This window comes from Paraburkholderia sp. SIMBA_027 (assembly GCF_046535315.1).
GTDB classification, from domain to species: Bacteria; Pseudomonadota; Gammaproteobacteria; order Burkholderiales; family Burkholderiaceae; genus Paraburkholderia; species Paraburkholderia tropica.
The window spans coordinates 502,182-521,164 of the sequence record NZ_JAWRWY010000001.1; the positions used below are offsets into that span (position 1 = coordinate 502,182).

Consider the following 18,983-nt stretch of genomic DNA (forward strand, 5'->3'; position numbering starts at 1 on the left):
TGTCGGAAGACGCCTGGCAGACCCCGAATTTCAGGCGCGCGCGTCGTTTTTTCGGCCGATGCTGAAGGTGAACGCCAGCGCCACCACCAGCAACGCGCCCTTGATGCAGTCCTGCAGGTAGTACGGTGCGTTCAACATCGTCAGGCCGTTGAGCAGCACGCCCACGAACACCGCGCCGATCACCGTCCCCGGCACGTTGGGCCGCTTCGCGCCCCACACCGCATAGCCGACGAGCGAGGCCGCCACGGCGTCGAGCAACAGCGAATGCCCCGCGCTGACGTCGCCGCGTCCCACGCGTGCGGCGATCAGCAAGCCGCCCAGCGAAGCCAGCGCGCCCGAAGCCACATACGCCGCCACGCGATAGCGCGCGGCAGGCGCACCCGCGAGCCGCGCCGCCGTTTCGTTGCCGCCGATCGCGTAGATCACGCGGCCCCAGCGCGTGGCCGCCATCACGACCGAGACCAGCACGGTGAGCGCCGCGAGCACCAGCACGGGCGCGGGCACCACGTCGAAGAAGAAGCGCGCGCGGCCGAGCGCGAGAAAGGCGTCGGGGAACGTGCCGCTCGCTTCGGTGCCGTCGGGCAGGATCGTGCCGGTGGCGAGCGAGCGTCCGCCCGTCGGAATCAGTTGCAGGCCCGCCAGCAGGAACAGCGTGCCGAGCGTCGCGAGTTGATCGGGCACGTGCAGCCGCGTGATGAGCGCGCCGTTGAACAGCCCCGCCGCCACGCCCAGCGCGAGGCACGCGGCGGCGGCTTCCCACGCGTTGCCGTGCCACACGACCAGCACATAGCTCGCAGCCATTTGCGCGGATGCCGCCACGCTGCCCACGGAAAGATCGAAGCCGCCCGCGGCCAGCGTGATCGTTACGCCAATGCCGAGCAGCGCGACGATCGACACCGCCTGCAGGATGCTGAAGAGATTCGCCACGTTCAGGAACGCGGGTTCGCGCGCGGTGAACAGCACGACCATCGCGGCGAGCACGAGCAGCAGGCCGCTGCGTTCGAGCAGCACGAGCAGGCGGCGCGATAGCGGCGCGCTTGACGACGAGGCGCCCGAATGAGCAGGCGCGGCGAGCGAAGTGGAGGGATCGGTGACGAGCGGAGTGGCGGCGCTTTTCATGGTCGCTTGAGGTGTTATGACGATTCGATGGCTTCGGCGGTGTGCAGGGCTTCGTGCGCGCCCCGGTCGAGCGCGCCCCGATCGAAGTACACGATGCGGTCGGCGACCTCGTGCGCTTCTTCGAGATCGCTCACGAATACGAGCGTCGCGCGGCCTGGCGCTTCGCGGCGCAGCGTGGCCGCGATATCGGCGCGCGCGCCCGCATCCACGCCCTGAAACGGCTCGTCGAGCAGCAGCACGCGCGCGGGTTCGGCATGCCAGCGCGCAAGCAGCACCTTTTGCTGATTGCCGCCGGAAAGACGCGGCAGACGGTCGTCCGGGCCCGAACAGCGAATCCCGAACGCGTCGATCGCCGCGCGTGCGGCGGCCCGTTCTCGCTCGCGCGAGACGAACACGCCCCGGCTCCAGCGCGGCAAAAACGGAAAGCCGAGCGTCCCCGCAATCGAGGCGAACGGCACGGCGTCGGGAAACAAGGATGTGCGCCAGCGGTCTTCGCCAGCGAGAAACACGCCCGCGCGGATCGCGTCGCCGGGCGTGCGCGGACGCCACGTCGCGCCGTCGAGCCGCATCTCGCCCGCGAAGGCACGCGACGCGCCGAAGATCGTCTGCGCGAGCCGCGACTTGCCCGCGCCCACCGGCCCGACGACAGCGACGATTTCACCATCGCGCACGTCGAGGTCGAAGGCGGCGGTGCGATCGGTGAGGCGCAGTTGATTTAACTGAAGAATCGGCCTGGTGTTATTTATTTCGACATCCGAATCAATTCTGGCGGGCGGAAGCGGGCGGCCGATCATCGTTTCCAGCGCCGCGTCGAAGTCGATGGGCGCGGGCTGTTGCGCCACGACGCGGCCATCGCGCAACACCGCCACGCGCGTCGCGAGTCGGCGCAAGTCCGCCAGCCGATGCGAGACCAGCAGCACGGCCACGCCTTCGTCGCGCAGCGTATCGACGAGCGCGTGCAGTCGCGCGGCCTCGGCGGCAGAGAGACTCGCCGTGGGCTCGTCGAGGATCAATAGACGCGGCCGCGCCGCCAGCGCGCGCGCCAGCACCACGCGTTGCTGCGCGGCGAGCGCGAGCGTGCCGAGCGGCGCGTCGAGATCGGCATCGAGACCCACGCGCGCGGCCAGTTCGCGAGCGCGCGCACGACGCGCGCCACGCGGCGCCCACCAGTTTCGTCCGCCACTCTTAACATCACTTCGAGCACCACTTTGAACGCCGCCCGACACGCCGCCGCACAGTTCATCGAGCAGCAGATTGTCGGCAATCGACGACGTGGGCACCACGGCATCCGCGATCGATTGATGCACGGTCGCCACGCCGAGCTTGCGCGCGGCGAGCGGCGAAGCCGGCGCGTAAGGCCGGCCGTCGAGTTGCATCGCGCCCGCATCGGCGCCCTGCACGCCGCTCACGATCTTCACGAAGGTCGATTTGCCCGCGCCGTTCGCGCCCATCAGCGCGACCACTTCGCCCGCGCCGATCGAAAAGTCCAGATGCGAAAGCGCGACGGTCGCGCCGAAGCGCTTGTCGATGGCGCGAGCGGAAAAAATCGGCGCGGAAATTCGGGGAGCGGACATACGGTCGTATCGGTCTCGCGGGCAAGGGATGGCGTCATCGTAGCGAGACGCGCAGGCCGGCCCAACGAAGCGATGCTCATATTGATCCGCCCAGCGCCGATAAGGCGGACGCACGCCGCCACCTCTGTTTTTACGTGCTTTTCTCCGTTATGACGCGATGCAATCAGCACAAATGCGCGCAGCCGATATCGATTCGAGAATCCGTTATTGGAGCGCCGCGACACGCATTTCTATACTGGCCCTTCACGCCATTCGAGGCCGCGGCCCGATGGAGAAACACGGAGGAACACACAATGACGACACCGCGATCCGCTCCCATTCAGCACCCTCACGACGCCACGCTCTCCACCGGCACCGACTATGAAACGCTCGCCGCGCGCTTTCGCCCGATCTTCGCCGAGATCGCGCGCGGCGCGGCCGAACGCGACCGCGAACGCATCCTGCCGCACGAGGCCATCGCCGCGCTAAAGGACGCCGGTTTCGGCGCGGTGCGCCTGCCCGTGCGCGACGGCGGCGCGGGCGCGTCGATTCCGCAACTGTTCCAGTTGCTGATCGAACTGGCCGCCGCCGATTCGAATCTGCCGCAAGCCTTGCGCGCGCATTTCGCCTTCGTCGAGGACTGGCTCAACGTGCCGCCCGATGCCGATCAGCGCGCGTGGTTCGACCGCTTCGCCAGCGGGCAGATCGTGGGCAGCGCGTGGTCTGAAGTCGGCGAAGTGGCCGTCGGCCAGGTGCAGACCAAAGTTTCGCAACGCGACGGCCGCTTCGTCGTGAACGGCGCGAAGTACTACAGCACGGGCACGATCTACGCCGACTGGATCGACGTCTACGCGCAGCGCGAAGCCGACGGCAGCGACGTGATCGCCGCCGTCAGCACGCATCAGCCCGGCGTGGTGCGCGAGGACGACTGGGACGGCTTCGGCCAGACCACCACCGGCAGCGGCACCACGCGCTTCAACGACGCCGTGGTCGAGCCGCGCAACGTGATCGACTTCGCGCGCCGCTTCAAGTATCAGACCGCGTTCTACCAGCTCTTTCACGTGGCGACGCTCGCGGGCATCGCCGAAGCCGTGCAGCGTGATGCCGCCGAACTCGTGCGCACGCGCAAGCGCGTCTACAGCCACGGCAACGCGCCGCACGTGAGCGAGGACGCGCAGATCCAGCAGGTGGTCGGCGAGATCGCTGCGTGGGCCTATGGCGCGCGCGCCGTCGCGCTGCAAGCCGCCGAGCCCGCGCAACGCGCCTACGAGGCGCGCTTCGGCGACGACGACGCCGCCGAGCACGCCGCCAATGTCGAAGCCGAAATCGCCTCCGCGCAAAGCCAGCTCACGGCGTCGGAGTTCGCGCTGCGTGCGGCCACGCATCTGTTCGACGCGCTCGGCGCGTCGGCCACCAGCACGCGCCTCGCGCTCGACCGGCACTGGCGCAATGCGCGCACGGTGTCGTCGCACAATCCGCTCGTCTACAAGGCGCGCATCGTCGGCGACTGGGCCATCAACGGCACCGAGCCGCCCTTCGTCTGGCAGATCGGCAACGGTCCGGGCCGTGGGAGCAAGTGAACGTCATGAGTAAAACCATCCGCCTGAACGCCTTCGAAATGAACTGCGTGGGCCACCAGTCGCCGGGACTGTGGACGCATCCGCGCGACCGCTCGTGGCAATACAAGGACCTCGAATACTGGACCGATCTCGCGAAGATTCTCGAGCGCGGCATGTTCGATGCGATCTTTATCGCCGATGTGATCGGCTATTACGACGTCTACAAGGGCGGCAATTATCACGCGCTGCATCAGGCCGCGCAGATTCCCGTCAACGATCCGCTGCAACTCGCCGCGCCCATTGCGATGGTGACGGAGCATCTGGGTATCGGCATTACGGCGTCGACGAGTTTCGAGCATCCGTACACATTCGCGCGCCGGCTGTCCACGGCCGATCATCACACCAAGGGGCGGCTCGCCTGGAACGTGGTGACGTCGTACCTCGAAAGCGGCGCGAAGAACGTGGGCCAGCTCGGCCTGCGCGATCACAACGACCGTTATGCGGTCGCAGCCGAATATCTCGAAGTGCTCTACAAGCTGTTTGAAGGCAGCTGGGAAGACGGCGCCGTGGTGCGCGACCGCGAGAACCGCGTGTTCACGCATCCGGAGCGCGTGCACGAAATCGGGCACAAGGGAAAATACTTCGAAGTCCCAGGTTATCACCTGTGCGAGCCGTCGCCGCAGCGCACGCCGGTGCTGTTTCAGGCGGGCGCGTCGGGCCCCGGCAAGCGCTTCGCCGCCGAACACGCGGAATGCGTGTTCGTGGCCGCGCCCACGCAGACGCTGCTGCGCGACTACGTGGCCGACGTGCGCCGCCAGGCCGCGCTCGCGGGCCGCGATCCGCGCCAGGTGCTGATCTACAACCTCGTGACCGTGATCGTCGACGAAACCGACGCCAAGGCGCAGGCGAAGTTCGAGGCGTATCAGCGGCATGTGTCGTACGACGGCTCGCTCGTGTTCATGTCGGGCTGGACCGGCATCGACTTCGGCCAGTATCTGCCGACCGATACCGTCAAGCGCGTGGAAACCAACGCGATCGTGTCCGCCGTCGAGCATCTCGCGGGCGGCGACAAGGCGTGGACCATCGAGGAACTCGCACGCTGGGGCGGCGTGGGCGGACTCGGCCCCGTGTTCGTGGGCTCGCCAGCCACGGTCGCCGACATTCTCCAGCAATGGGTCGAGGCCACCGACGTCGACGGCTTCAATCTCGCCTACGCCGTCGCGCACGAAACCTTCGAGGACGTGGTCGAACATCTCGTGCCGGAATTGCAGCGGCGCGGCGTGTATCCGCGCGCCTATGCGCCCGGCACGCTGCGCGAGAAATTGTTCGGCGCGCAGGCGCGTCTGCCGGACGATCATCCCGCCGCACAGTATCGCGACATCGAGCGCGTGAAGCGCGAAGCCGCCGAACAGTCTGCCAACTCCGCCGACGCCAGCGTGCAGAACGAAGTCACGGCCTGACCTGTCCGCATCCACGAAACCGGGCGCGCCCGCGCCATTCCCGCCGGGCGCGCCTCATTCCGATTCACCCCACACACCGGATCTCACCCATGACTGAACTCGCGGCCACGTCGGCGCGCGACGGCACCTTGCGTCGCGGATATCTTTCGCTATCCGAATTAATTGCGCAATCGATTGGACTCGTCGGCGCGGCGGGCGGCGCGGGCCTCCTGATCCCGGCGGTGTTCGCCACCGCGGGCAACGGCACCTGGCTCGCCTATCTGTTCGCGACCGTGGGCCTGCTGTTCGCCTCCTGGAGCATCACGCAGTTCGCCAAGCGCACGGCCTCGCCCGGCGCGCTCTACACCTATGCCGCGCGCGGTCTCGGCCCGATCTGGGGCGCGGTCGCGGGCTGGTCGCTGCTGATCGCCTATGGCGTGGGCGCGGCGGGCATTCTGCAAGGCACCGTCAACGAGATCGTGGTGCTGTTCAAGGATATCGGCGTGGCCTCGGGCGCGGGGCTCGCGGTCACGGTCGGGATCACCGTGTTCGTGACGCTGGGCGCGTGGTTCATCACGTGGCGCGACATCCGGCTCTCGACGCGCACCACGCTGTGCATCGAGCTGAGCACCGTGGCGCTGATCCTGTTCGTGATCGTCGCGGCGCTGTTCGCGCAGCATCGCTGGGTCGATACGCATCAGCTCGCGCTGACCGCCGTGAAGCCCGATCAGTTGCGGCTCGGCATGGTGCTCGCCTTTTTCAGCTTCACGGGCTTCGAGAGCGTGACGGCGCTCGGCGCGGAAGCGCGCGAGCCGTTCCGCCTGATTCCGCGCGCCGTGATCGTCAGCATTCTCGGCCCGGCGGCGCTGTTTCTCGCCGCTTCGTACGGGCTCGTCGCGCTGTTCCAGGGCGCGGCCACGCCGCTCGACCAGGCGAGCGCGCCGCTTTCGGCAGTCGCACACGGCATTCATCTGGGCGCACTCGGCGTGCTGATCGACGCGGGCGTGGCGCTGAGTTTCTTCGCCGCGTTCTTCTCGTCGATCAACGCCGCCGCGCGGCTGCTCTACACCTTCGCGCGCCAGGGCCTGCTGCACGCCGCGACGGGCCGCGCGCACGCGGGCAACGCCACGCCGCACGTCGCGGTCACGCTGCTCGTGGTGCTGTCGCTGATCGTGGCGGTGACGTTCCAGTTCGCGGGCACGTCGCTGTTCGATGCCTACGGCTATCTGAGCACAGTCGCCACGTTCGGCTTTCTGCTGACTTATGTGATCGTGGCGGTCGCCGCGCCCTGCTTCCTGCGCCGTCGCGGCGAACTCAAAGCGCGCCATGTGGCGATCAGCGCGGCGGCCATCGTGCTGATCGGCATTCCGTTCGTCGGCAGCATCTATCCGGCCGCGCCGGGCGTGTATGCGGTGCTGCCCTATGTGTTCGGCGCGCTGCTCGCGGCGGGGCTCGGGTGGTTTCTGGCCTTGCGGGTGCTCGCGCCGCATCGGCTGCGCGACATCGAAGCGGAATTCGCCGATGCGGATGCGCCGCGCGAAGCAGCCGCGACGCTCGCCGATGCACGCGGCGTGTCGGCGGCTTGAAATCGGCTAGCGGGCTTTTTCGGGCGCTCAGGCTGAGCGCCTGGCGCTAGTTCAAGCGCCTGACGAGCCGGATTGGCCCGATACGCCCGTGCAGCGTCCGCAAGAACGCGCCTGACCGAGACGCAGGCGTCCGGCGCTGACGGTGACTTCGTTGCCGCATTCGCAGCGGCACACCCAGACGCCGTCGCCCGCGTAGCGCTCGGTCGTCAACTGGCCGAACACCTCGCCGCCCTTCAGCGACGGCGAACCCGGGCGCGAGCGCCAGATCTGGCGCTGCTCGCGGCAGCCGCAATCGCGCGTCTCGCCGCTCTCCACCGCATCGAGCCGCGCGCTCACGTGGCCGCCGCAGCGGCAACGCCAGAGCCACACGTCCGCGCCGCGATAGCGCAGCGCGACGAGCTGGCCGAAGCTTCGGCCAGAGACATCGCGGCTCGGCGGAAACGGCCACGCAGGCGGGAGGGGGTCAGGAATACGCGAATTCACGACGAATAAATGGGCGCCGGCGGCCGGGTTTCAACGGCAATCGCGCGGGCCGGATCTCGGCCGCAGCCGCTGAAAACGGGGCGTCAGGCAATATTGGGGCGCCCCCATTCTACCGCCACGGCGGAAAATCGCCCTGGGCCGCCCGTCCCGGGAAAACCCGGCAATCCGGCGGCAGCGGCGGAGCGGCGCCAATGCCCAAAAAGCAAACGGCACACGCGACGGTCGAGCCGTCCGCGTGTGCCGTTGTCGCGACGTCCGCTTGACTACAGCGCGCTCATCCTTTTTGCGCGCCGCTCAATTCCACGCATGCCGCGCGGGCTTTTTCCCGTTCAGATAGTAATTGCCGACGAGGTGATACTTCCAGCGCACCGGATCGTGCAGCGTGTGCGTGCGCGCGTTGCGCCAGTGGCGGTCGAGGTTGTGCGCGGCCAGCGTCGACTGCGTGCCCGACAGCTCGAACAGCTTTTCGCCCGCCAGCAGCGCGGCTTCGGTGGTCAGCACCTTCGCCTCGCCCACAGCGACCGAGGCGCGCGCGACGTCGTCCTCGCTGATCGCGTCCTGCGCGGCGATCGCGTCGAACAGCCTCGCGGCGCGCTCCAGCAGCGCTTCGGCCGCATGCAGCTGAATATGCAGATGGCCGATTTCACGCAGCGTCAGCGGATCCTCGCTGGCGCGTTCGACGCCGCTGTCGACCCACGGACGCGCGCGCTCGCGCACGAAGGTCAGCGTGTCGTCGACGGCGGCGCGCGCGATGCCCGCGTCGATCGCCGCCTGGAGGATCTGCGAAACCGGGCCGTTCAGCGTCGGCAAATCGGACACGCGGTGCGCCGGGAACACGTGCGAGGCGCTCACGCGGACGTTGTCCAGCGTGATCGTGCCGCTCGCCGTGGTGCGCTGGCCGAAGCCGGACCAGTCGTCGGTGATCGCGAGGCCCGGCGTGCCCTGCGGGATCCACGCGAGCCAGCCGCGCCCGTCCGCATCGAGGCCGAGCACCGGCACGTAATGCGCGAACAGCGCGCCCGTCGAATAGAACTTCGTGCCGTTGACCACGTAGTCGTCGCCGTCGCGCAGCACGCGCGTCTTCAGGTCGAGCACGTGTTTCGTCCCTTTTTCGGAGAAACCGTTGCCGAAGCGCTTGCCCGCCAGCACCTCGCCGAAGAAAAAGCGCTTTTGCTCCTCGGTTCCTGTGAGCGCGATCACATCGACGAGACCGAAATGGTTCTGCGGCAACTGTCCGAGCGACGAATCGGCGGCCGAAATCAGCTTGAAGACCTCGGTCAGCGTGACGAACGAGACGCCCGCGCCGCCGTAGGCCTTCGGCACCGTGATGCCCCACAGGCCCGACTGCGAATACCACTCGATTTCCTCGCGCGGCAGCCGCCGCTCGCGATCGCGCTGCGCGGCGCCTTCGGCGAGGCGCACGGCCAGTTCGCGCGCGGCGTCGAGCGCTTCGTTGTCGTCGGCGATAACGCGCGCGGTCGTGCGCGCGGCCTGGTCTCCGGTCTCTGCCATGGAGGGCTCCGCGTGATGAGATCGATCGTTGAAGGAAGGCATACGCAAGGCATGCGCAGCCAATCTAGCAGCGCGCCCGGCGCGGCCCAACCGAGCGATTGGCACATCGATATTCCGCGCGGGACTAATCCGCTTTCCGGCACGAGCGGCCAGCGGGCGGCAAATCAGGAACAAATCCGCCGGAAAGCAGGCGGCGGCCCCGCAAAACGCCCCGGCGGGCGGCCCGGGCGGCCCTGCTGCGGGTGTGGGATAATCGCTGAGTTTGCCCAAAGCGCAGCTCAAAAGGTTGTCCGCACGGGCGCGCGAAGGGCCTTTATTCCCGTGGCCCGCTGTTTTCCTGCGACCTTTTCGACCTTTTCATAGCACCCACGATGCCCGCATACCGTTCCAAAACCTCCACCGCCGGCCGCAACATGGCGGGGGCGCGCTCCCTGTGGCGCGCCACCGGCATGAAAGACGAAGACTTCCAGAAGCCGATCATCGCGGTGGTCAACTCGTTCACCCAGTTCGTGCCCGGCCACGTGCACCTGAAGGATCTGGGCCAGCTCGTCGCGCGCGAGATCGAGGCCGCCGGCGGCGTCGCCAAGGAATTCAACACCATCGCGGTCGACGACGGCATCGCGATGGGCCACGACGGCATGCTCTATTCGCTGCCGAGCCGCGACATCATCGCCGACTCGGTCGAGTACATGGTCAACGCGCACTGCGCCGACGCCATGGTCTGCATCTCGAACTGCGACAAGATCACCCCGGGCATGCTGATGGCCGCCATGCGCCTGAACATCCCCGTGATCTTCGTGTCGGGCGGCCCGATGGAAGCGGGCAAGACGCGGCTCGCGAACCCGGTCACGAAGGCCATCGAAGTCAAGAAGCTGGACCTGATCGACGCGATGGTGATCGCCGCCGACACCAAGTACAGCGACGCCGAAGTGGCCGAAGTCGAGCGCTCGGCGTGCCCGACCTGCGGTTCGTGCTCGGGCATGTTCACGGCCAACTCGATGAACTGCCTGACCGAAGCGCTGGGCCTCTCGCTGCCGGGCAACGGCACGGTGGTGGCCACGCACGCGGACCGCGAACAGCTCTTCAAGCGCGCGGGTCATCGCATCGTCGAACTGGCGCGCCAGTACTACGAAGAGGAAGACGAACGCGTGCTGCCGCGCTCGGTGGGCTTCAAGGCTTTCGAGAACGCCATGACGCTCGACATCGCCATGGGCGGCTCGACCAACACGATCCTGCACCTGCTGGCGATCGCGCAGGAAGCGGGCATCGAGTTCACGATGCGCGACATCGACCGCCTCTCGCGCATCGTGCCGCAGCTCTGCAAGGTTGCGCCGAACACGAACAAGTACCACATCGAAGACGTGCATCGCGCGGGCGGCATCATGGCGATCCTCGGCGAACTCGACCGCGCCGGCAAGCTGCACACCGACGTGCCGACCGTGCATGCGCCTTCGCTCAAGCACGCGCTCGACCAGTGGGACATCGTGCGCACCGACGACGCAGCCGTGAAGACGTTCTACATGGCGGGTCCGGCGGGCGTGCCCTCGCAGGTCGCGTTCAGCCAGAACACGCGCTGGCCGAGCCTCGACACCGACCGCGCCGAAGGCTGCATCCGCTCGTACGAGCACGCGTTCTCGAAGGAAGGCGGCCTCGCCGTGCTGACCGGCAACATCGCGCTCGACGGCTGCGTGGTGAAGACGGCGGGCGTGGACGACAGCATCCTCGTGTTCGAAGGCACGGCGCACGTGACCGAATCGCAGGACGAAGCGGTCGCGAACATCCTCGCCGACAAGGTCAAGGCCGGCGACGTGGTGATCGTGCGCTACGAAGGCCCGAAGGGCGGCCCCGGCATGCAGGAAATGCTCTACCCGACCAGCTACATCAAGTCGAAGGGTCTGGGCAAGGCCTGCGCGCTGCTGACCGACGGCCGTTTCTCGGGCGGCACCTCGGGCCTCTCGATCGGCCACTGCTCGCCGGAAGCGGCAGCGGGCGGCGCGATCGGCCTCGTGCGCGACGGCGACAAGATCCGCATCGACATTCCGAACCGCACGATCGACGTGCTGGTGTCCGACGAGGAACTCGCGCGCCGCCGCGAAGAGCAGAACGCGAAGGGCTGGAAGCCGGTGCTGCCGCGTCCGCGCAAGGTCTCGGCCGCGCTCAAGGCCTATGCCAAGCTCGTGATGTCCGCCGACAAGGGCGCCGTGCGCGACCTTTCTCAGCTCGAAGACTAAGCTGGCCGATCCTTCGTGGATCGTTCGCTGATGAAAAAGCCGCTCTTCGGAGCGGCTTTTTTTTCGCGCGTCGGTTTGCATCTGCGCTTGCGCTCGGCGCGCCAGGCGTAAGTGCAACACGGATGCGCGAACCGGTGTTGCCTGGCCCTTTCTCACTGCGCCAAGACTCGGCGACACCGCGCAAAACGCGCCTTCACGACGCGAGCGATTACATCGCATGTCATTGGCGCGCCGCACACGCGCCACTACGCTTGGGCTGTCGCGTCATCCACGGTGGATGGCGCTGCCACACCTCGACAGCCAGGAGCCATCATGTCTCGTTATCCCGTCCTCACGCTCGACACCGCCCCCGAGTCCTCGCGCCCCGCGCTCACGCAACTTCAGCAGGCATTCGGTCGGATTCCTGACATCGCCGCCACGATGGCCGCTTCGCCCGTGCTGATCAACGGCTTCATTGGCCTGTTTCAGCGCGTGCATGCGAGCAGTTTGAGCGAGTTGCAAATCCAGACGCTGCTGCTGACCAACGCGGTCACGAACGCCTGCGAATGGGCTGTCGCGTTTCATTCGGCGCTCGCGCTGGAAGCCGGCGTCACGCGCGCCGACGTCGATGCCATGCGCGACGGCGCGCTGCCCGCCGACCACAACCTGGCCGCGCTTTCGCAACTCGCGCGCACGCTCATCGAGCGTCGCGGCCGCATCGACGACGCCGATCAGCAGCGTTTTTTCGATGCGGGATTCCGCGCGGAACAGGTGCTCGAAGTCATCGCCGTCGTGGCCGCGTCGACGATCACGAACTACACCGGCAGCGTCACGCAGCCGCCGCTCGAAGCGCCATTCGAGGCCTTCATTTGGCGGACGAATACGCGCTGAACCGGCTATATTCGTTCGTCTCACTCTGGGGAAAACGATGAACGCCACCCGTCCCGTTGCGTCCGGCTCGCCGCGCGACACCGGTACGCCGCTCGGCGCACTGCTGCGCTACTGGCGCGACGCACGGGGCGTGAGCCAGCTCGATCTCTCGCTCGACGCGGGCATCTCGCAGCGGCAGATCAGCTTCATCGAAAGCGGGCGCAGCGTACCGGGCCGCGACACGCTGCTCACGCTCGCGCAAACGCTCGACGTGCCGCTGCGCGAACGCAATGCACTGCTGCTCGCGGCGGGCTACGCGCCCCTCTATCCGGAAGCGCCGTGGAACGCCGAGGCCATGCAGGGCGTGACGCGCGCGCTCGAACGCGTGCTGCACCAGCACGAACCGTTTCCCGCCATCGTCATGGACCGTCACTGGAACGTGCTGATGACGAACGACGCCGCGCCGCGCCTGTTCGGTTGTTTCATCGACATGGCCGCGCGCACGGGGCCGCGCAACATGCTGCATCTGATGTTCGATCCGCACGGCCTGCGCCCGCATGTGGACGACTGGGAACGCGTCGCGCGCAGCCTGCTGCAACGCGTGCATCGCGAAGCCGTGGGACACGTGATCGACGGCGGCACGCAGCGGCTGCTCGACGAACTGCTCGCGTATCCGGACGTGCCGCGCGACTGGAACAGCCCGCCCGCGCGCCTCGCCGCGCCGGATCTGCCGATGGTGCCGATCGGGCTGAAACACGCGGGCGAGGTGCTGCGCTACTTCTCGCTGGTGAGCACGCTCGGCACGCCGCAGCATGTGGCCGCGCAGGAGTTGCGCATCGAGTGTCTGTTTCCCGTGGACGAAGCGACGGAAGCGCGCCACGCGCGGCTCTTCGCCCAACACGCGGCGCGTTCCGGTCAATCGAGCGACGCGCAAGCGCACTGAAGCGCTACCTCGCGCTTACTGATCGTCGTCCGGTCCCGGCGAACCCGCATCGATATGACCCGCCGTGCCCGCGCCTTGCGCCGCGATGGCGCGCGCGAGCAGGCGTTTCGCTTCCTGGCTCGACGCGTCGATCGTCACCGCATGGCCCGCGTTCTGCCACGCGCACGACCATTTGCCCTCGCGCGCGCAGAGCCGGCCGTAACCGAGCAAGGCGTCGCGCTCCTGCTCGCGCGCCAGCAGATCGGCTTTCATCTGCTGCGCGTCGGCGTTGCCCGGCTGCTCGGCGAGCGCGCTCATGATCGCGCGGCGCGCAGGCCACAAACGGTTCTTGTCGAGACTCGTGCGCGCCGTCGCGAGATTGCGCGCGACGTCGCCACGCGTCGCCGTGCCGCCGTTCTGCGCCGCCGCTTTTCCGGCCGCTGCGTGCGCGTCCACGGCGGCATTCTGGATCGCGCCGGGCGCAACGGCGGCGAGCGCGGGCGCGGCGCGCGGCGAGACCGGATCGCGATGCGCAGGCGCCGTCGGCGGCGCGGCATGGATCGCGCCCACGGTCTTCGAAGACGGCGTCGCATCGTTCTGCTGCGACGACACTGTGCCTTCCACCGTCTGCCCGATTATCGGACCCGAGCCGGCACCGGACCCGCTGTCGCGATGCGAAATCACATAGCCGGTCAGCGCCGTCGCCACGAGCGCGACCGCACCGAACGCATACAGCGGCAGACGCGAGCGGCGCGCGCCGTGCGCTGCGTGGCCGCCGTGCGAGCCGTGCCCTCCGTGCGCGCGATAGCCGTCGTAATCGGCGTAATAGCGTTCGCGGCCGAAACCCGCCGGCACCGCGCTGCGTTCAGCCGGAAAACGCTGCGCGGCCACGCGCGGCCGCTCGGGCTCCGCGCCCGAACCGCGCATCGCGCCGGACAATTGATTCGTGCCGCAATGGGGACAAAATATTAATGGCGCATTCAGCCGGTTTCCGCAGTGGGGACACTGTCTCGGACCGGGGGCGCCTCGACCTGGTTCGTTGAACATGGACGTGCTAGGGCTTCGAAAGCTTTCAGGGCCGCCGCGGCCCGAAGGCCAGGTGCGGCGGATGGCGAGTGGCGAAGGCACGCAATTGGCGTGCCGTTGCGTCAGGTGCGCGAATGCGCGAGGGAGGATGGGCGAGAAAGTGGAAACGAATATGCGCCGCTTCGCCGTGAAGATCAATCGGCGGATTCGGCCACGATGGCGGATCTGGATGACGCCCCATGTTGCGATCGCGAGCGATCGCCGTTGCGCGCCGTCGCACCCGCATCGCGCAGAATAAAAATCAGTCTGAATATGACCGCGACGTCACATCGAATTACCGATCAACGTGCGCTGGAACACAGTCGCGGGCATTAGGCGCGGAATCGGACGAGATTCATGCGGAATTCATGCTAATCCGGGCGCCATTCAGAAGCGATTTCGTCTCGCCTGAATCGCCGATTTATGCGCGCACTGCGCCCTTCTAATTCAGTCTGCGCCGAATAATGCGCAATGTGGCGCTCAGCGTGCGTTTCGGGGCGCGCGTCTTACATCGCTCACATGTAAGGGAAAGAATAAGAAACAAACTCCGATACCCTCAGAAAAATGGCGATGTTATGCTTGGGACACCAATGAAGTGATGCGATGCACACGACATCGCCCATTTTCGCTAATGCGCGGCGGCGGGTTTTCACGCGCACATTTACTAGAACGAAATCGATGGAGAAGCGAATTGATTCGCAGCGGGGAAATCCAGCCGGAATACGCAGTTTTTTCAACACTCCGCGCAACAATCCACATCGAATGCTCCGGCATTCGCATCCATCAGACAAATCATTACCGCTAGCGCGCCGGCATAGCGGCAAGCCTCTTCTCGCACCCATTCCAACGACTCGCCCCCAACATGGCATCGAAAACCGTCGAAACCCAGAACGTCGTCTCCGTCGGCAGCAAGATCCGCTCGCTGCGCCAGCGCCAGGGGCGCACGCTGGACGACATCGCGACCGTCTCGCAGCTATCGAAACCCTTTCTCTCGCAGGTCGAACGCGATCACGCGAGCCCGTCCATCACTTCGCTCGTGAGCATTGCGAAAGCGCTGGGCGTGCCGGTCAGCTATTTCGTCGATACGCCGACCGAGGAAGGCTGCGTGCGCCGCCGCAAGGATCTGCAGTACTTCGCCTTCGCGGATTCCGCCGATCTGTTCGCACGCCTGTCGAATCAGTCGGGCGGCCGCCAGCTCGAAGCCATTCTCGTGCGCATGCCGCCGGGCGAGCGGCCGAGCGAAGTGACCACGCACGCGGGCGAGGAATTCGTCCACGTGCTCAGCGGAGAAGTGACCATCACGCTCGAAGGCAAGTCGTTCGTGCTCGGCGCGGGCGACAGCGCGCACTACGAATCGACGGTGCCGCATAGCTGGACCAACGCGCGCGACGACGAAGCGGTGCTGGTCTGGGTCGGCACGCCGCGGCTGTTCTAGGCGCGTCGATCATGCGCGGGTGCACGCCGGTTCGCGCACCTTCATGCGTCCCGATGATCGCGTCTTACCAACCGCCTTACTGCGCGTTTTCCTCGAACACCGCTTCGCCACGCGCCGCACCGCGTCCGCGTCGCGAACGGGGCGCGCGCCGTACCGGCGAGCGCGCGGCCACCGCGCAATAGAGCACCGGCGCGAACACGAGGCCGAGCGCCGTCGCCGCCAGCACGCCGCCGAGCACGCCCGTGCCGATCGAATGACGGCTCTCCGCGCCCGCGCTGTGCGAGAGCGCGAGCGGCACCACGCCGAGCACGAAAGCCGCCGAGGTCATCACGATCGGACGCAGACGTTCCGCGCAACCCGCCACCACCGCCGTCGCCACCCGCATGCCGCGCTCGCGCCGCGCGTTCGCGGCCTGCACGATCAGGATCGCGTTCTTCGCCGTGAGCCCGACCACCGTCACGAGCCCCACCTTGAAGTAGATGTCGTTGGGCAGGCCGCGCAGCAGCATCGCCGTGACCGCGCCGAGCGTGCCGAGCGGCACGACCAGCAGCACCGCGAGCGGCGTGATCCAGCTTTCGTAAAGCGCCGCGAGCACCATGAACACCGCGAGCACCGAAAGCCCGAGCAGCAGCGGCGTGTCGCGCGCCGCTTCGATCTGCTCGAACGCGGTGTCGGTCCATTCGTAGGCCACGCCCTCGGGCAGATCGAGCGCGAGCCGCTCCATTTCCGCCATCGCCTCGCCCGAACTGTGGCCGTGCGATTCGCGCCCGCTCACGTCGAGCGACGGATAGCCGTTGTAGCGCGCGAGCATGACCGGACCGCGCGTCCAGCGCGTGCTCGCCAGCGACGACAGCGCCACGGTCGCGCCCGTGCTGGTCTGCACCGGCAGATCGAGCAACTGACGGTCGGCCATGCGCGCGTTCGCATCGGCGGACACGATCACGCGACGCATGCGTCCGCCCGCCGGAAAATCGTCGACGTAGGTCGAGCCGAACGTGGTGCTCAGCAGATCGGCGATACGGTCGAACGGCACGCCGAACGCGTAGGCCTTGGCGCGATCGATGTCGAGATCGACGCGCGGCGCATCGGGCAGATCCTCCGAATGCACGCCCGCCAGCACGGGACTTTTCGTGGCCGCGTCGATCAACTGTCCGCGCGCGGCCTTGAGCGCGTCCATGCCGACGCCGCCGCGATCTTCGAGCCGGAACGTGAAGCCCTCCGAGTGGCCGATGCCCGGCACCGGCGACGGCAAGGTCGCCTCGACGTCGCCGTCCAGGATCGTGGCGAATTTCTCGTTGAGGCGGTCGCGCAGCGCCTGCGCGCTGATCGAGCGGCGGTCCCAGTCCTTGAGATCGACGAAGGCCATGCCCACGTTCTGGCCGCTGCCCGCGAAGCTCCAGCCGACCACGCCCGTGACGTTTTCGACCGCGCTTTCGCTGCGCAGAATCTGCTCCGTGCGCTGCAACACGTCGAGCGTGCGCGCCTGATTGGCGCCCGCCGGCAACTGGATCATGACCTGCAACTGGCCTTCGTCCTCGGCGGGCAGAAAGCCTTCGGGCATCTGCCAGTAGAGCCACGCGCCCGCGGCCAGCAGCACCGCGTAGATCGCGAGCACGCGGCGGCTGCGGCGCAGCAGCTTGATCACGATGCCGCGATAGCCGCGCGACACGCGCGCCACCCGCGACGTGCCGTGCGCTTCGATATGCTTCGGCTTTCTGAGCATGCTCGCGCACAACGCGGGCGTGAGCGACAGCGCCATGAACGACGACACCAGCATCGACGCGATCATCGACACGGCGAACTGACGATAGATGCCGCCCACGTTGCCGGTGAAGAACGCCATCGGCACGAACACGGCCGTGAGCACCGCCGTCACGCCGACGATCGCCCCGCCGATGCGCGACATCGCGCGGCGCGTGGCTTCGCGCGGCGGCAAGCCTTCTTCGTGCATCGCACGGTGCACGCTTTCCACCACCACGATGGCGTCGTCGACGAGAATGCCGATCGCGAGCACGAGGCCGAACAGCGTGAACACATTGATCGACATGCCGCCCATGTAGAGCGTGAGAAACGCGCCCATTAGCGTGACCGGAATCACGACCGTGGGCACGAGCGTCGCGCGCAGATCGCGCAGGAACAGCCACATCACGCAGAACACCAGCACGATGGCTTCGAGCAGCGTGATGACCACTTCGCGGATCGCCACGCGCACGAAATGCGCGCTGTCGAACGGAATCTCCACGGCGATGCCGGGCGGCATGCGCTTCGAGAGTTCGGCAAGGCGCGCGCGGATCGCGTCCGAGGTTTCGAGCGCGTTGCCGCGCGGGCCGAGCTGGATGCCGACCGTCGCGGCGGGCCGTCCATTCAGGCGCGAGAAAAACGAGTAATCGCTGCGGCCGATTTCCACGCGCGCGATGTCGCGCAGACGCACGATCGAGCCGTCGGTTTTCGCCTTCAGCACGATCTCGCCGAACTGCTCGGGCGTATCCAGTTGACCCTTCACATCGACCGACGCATTGGTCTGCTGGCCTGCCGCGAACGGCGCATCGCCGATCGTGCCCGCCGTCACGGGCGCGTTCTGCGCGGTAATCGCCGTGGTCACGTCGCTCGCCGCGAGCCCGTATTCGCGCAGCCGGTACGGATCGAGCCAGATGCGCATCGCTTCGTCGGAATCCCACAGCTCGGCCGAGCCCACGCCGGGCGCACGCTTGAGTTCGCGCAGCACGTAGCGGTTCAGATAGTCGGCGAGCTGCGCGGAGTCGCGCGAGCCGTCCGTCGAGGTGAGCGCCACCAGCATCAGGAACGTGTTGGACGCCTTCACCACGTTCACGCCCTGCTGCACCACCGCCTGCGGCAGACGCGCCTCGATCTGCTTGATGCGGTTCTGCACGTCCACGAGCGCGATGTCGGGATTCGTGGCGGGCGCGAAGGTCACGTCGATCTCCAGATTGCCGAGACCGTCGCTGCTGGTTTCGTAGTAGAGCATGCCGTCCGCGCCATCGAGGCTTTCCTCGATGATGCTCGCGACGTTGTCATCCACGGTTTGCGCCGACGCGCCCGGATACTGCGCGACGATCACGATGCGCGGCGGCGAGAGACGCGGGTACTGCGCGATGGGCAACTGCGTGATGGCGAGCGCGCCCGCCACCATGACGGCGAGCGCGATCACCCACGCGAAGACCGGCCGGTCGATAAAGAAGAAGGGCACGCGAGGCGTCCTGGCTGAATAG

13 protein-coding genes are annotated in these 18,983 nt (G+C 67.4%); 7 read left to right on the forward strand and 6 right to left on the reverse strand.

The window, feature by feature from the left end:
- Nucleotides 1-30: 30 nt before the first annotated feature.
- Nucleotides 31-1,119: an ABC transporter permease gene (locus tag SB764_RS02120; RefSeq protein ID WP_110327087.1), complete on the reverse strand. Its 1,089-nt coding sequence runs from the start codon at nt 1,117-1,119 to the stop codon at nt 31-33.
- A gap of 14 nt (nt 1,120-1,133) precedes the next feature.
- Nucleotides 1,134-2,693 (reverse strand): sugar ABC transporter ATP-binding protein, encoded by a 1,560-nt coding sequence (locus tag SB764_RS02125; protein WP_183716240.1) that lies wholly within the window; start codon nt 2,691-2,693, stop codon nt 1,134-1,136.
- Between the two features lie 317 nt (nt 2,694-3,010).
- Between SB764_RS02125 and SB764_RS02130 the strand changes: the two genes are divergently transcribed.
- From SB764_RS02130 to SB764_RS02140, 3 genes are all read left to right on the forward strand, one after another.
- Nucleotides 3,011-4,252 (forward strand): acyl-CoA dehydrogenase family protein, encoded by a 1,242-nt coding sequence (locus tag SB764_RS02130; RefSeq protein ID WP_124263157.1) that lies wholly within the window; start codon nt 3,011-3,013, stop codon nt 4,250-4,252.
- 5 nt (nt 4,253-4,257) lie between these two features.
- The gene (locus SB764_RS02135) at nt 4,258-5,691 is read left to right on the forward strand and encodes an LLM class flavin-dependent oxidoreductase (RefSeq protein ID WP_065064200.1); all 1,434 of its coding nucleotides are present in this window, start codon (nt 4,258-4,260) and stop codon (nt 5,689-5,691) included.
- Nucleotides 5,692-5,780: 89 nt separating this feature from the next.
- Nucleotides 5,781-7,256: an APC family permease gene (locus tag SB764_RS02140; protein WP_410862497.1), complete on the forward strand. Its 1,476-nt coding sequence runs from the start codon at nt 5,781-5,783 to the stop codon at nt 7,254-7,256.
- Nucleotides 7,257-7,307: 51 nt separating this feature from the next.
- On the opposite strand, the gene SB764_RS02145 is transcribed toward SB764_RS02140, so the two are convergent.
- Together SB764_RS02145 and SB764_RS02150 are read right to left on the reverse strand one after the other, a co-directional pair.
- On the reverse strand, nt 7,308-7,739 hold the full coding sequence (locus tag SB764_RS02145) for a hypothetical protein (RefSeq protein ID WP_176081389.1): 432 nt from the start codon (nt 7,737-7,739) through the stop codon (nt 7,308-7,310).
- Nucleotides 7,740-8,033: 294 nt separating this feature from the next.
- On the reverse strand, nt 8,034-9,251 hold the full coding sequence (locus SB764_RS02150; RefSeq protein WP_181440969.1) for an SfnB family sulfur acquisition oxidoreductase: 1,218 nt from the start codon (nt 9,249-9,251) through the stop codon (nt 8,034-8,036).
- A gap of 371 nt (nt 9,252-9,622) precedes the next feature.
- Here SB764_RS02150 and ilvD point away from each other — a divergent pair, with 371 nt between their 5' ends.
- The 3 genes from ilvD to SB764_RS02165 all read left to right on the forward strand — a co-directional run bounded on the left by ilvD (nt 9,623) and on the right by SB764_RS02165 (nt 13,274).
- Nucleotides 9,623-11,482, forward strand: coding sequence for a dihydroxy-acid dehydratase (gene ilvD, locus SB764_RS02155; RefSeq protein ID WP_065063926.1), 1,860 nt, complete (start codon nt 9,623-9,625; stop codon nt 11,480-11,482).
- A 312-nt stretch (nt 11,483-11,794) separates the two neighbouring features.
- Entirely contained in the window at nt 11,795-12,352 is a 558-nt protein-coding gene (locus SB764_RS02160) for a carboxymuconolactone decarboxylase family protein (protein WP_065063924.1), read from the forward strand.
- Between the two features lie 37 nt (nt 12,353-12,389).
- Nucleotides 12,390-13,274, forward strand: a complete 885-nt coding sequence (locus SB764_RS02165; protein WP_110327088.1) for a helix-turn-helix domain-containing protein — start codon at nt 12,390-12,392, stop codon at nt 13,272-13,274.
- Nucleotides 13,275-13,289: 15 nt separating this feature from the next.
- Here the strand turns inward: SB764_RS02165 and SB764_RS02170 are convergent, their stop codons facing one another.
- Complete coding sequence (locus tag SB764_RS02170) at nt 13,290-14,192, reverse strand: hypothetical protein (RefSeq protein ID WP_080180250.1); 903 nt, start codon at nt 14,190-14,192, stop codon at nt 13,290-13,292.
- A 988-nt stretch (nt 14,193-15,180) separates the two neighbouring features.
- Between SB764_RS02170 and SB764_RS02175 the strand changes: the two genes are divergently transcribed.
- Nucleotides 15,181-15,753 (forward strand): cupin domain-containing protein, encoded by a 573-nt coding sequence (locus SB764_RS02175; protein WP_065063920.1) that lies wholly within the window; start codon nt 15,181-15,183, stop codon nt 15,751-15,753.
- 76 nt (nt 15,754-15,829) lie between these two features.
- On the opposite strand, the gene SB764_RS02180 is transcribed toward SB764_RS02175, so the two are convergent.
- Nucleotides 15,830-18,961, reverse strand: a complete 3,132-nt coding sequence (locus tag SB764_RS02180; protein ID WP_065063918.1) for a multidrug efflux RND transporter permease subunit — start codon at nt 18,959-18,961, stop codon at nt 15,830-15,832.
- Nucleotides 18,962-18,983: the final 22 nt, after the last annotated feature.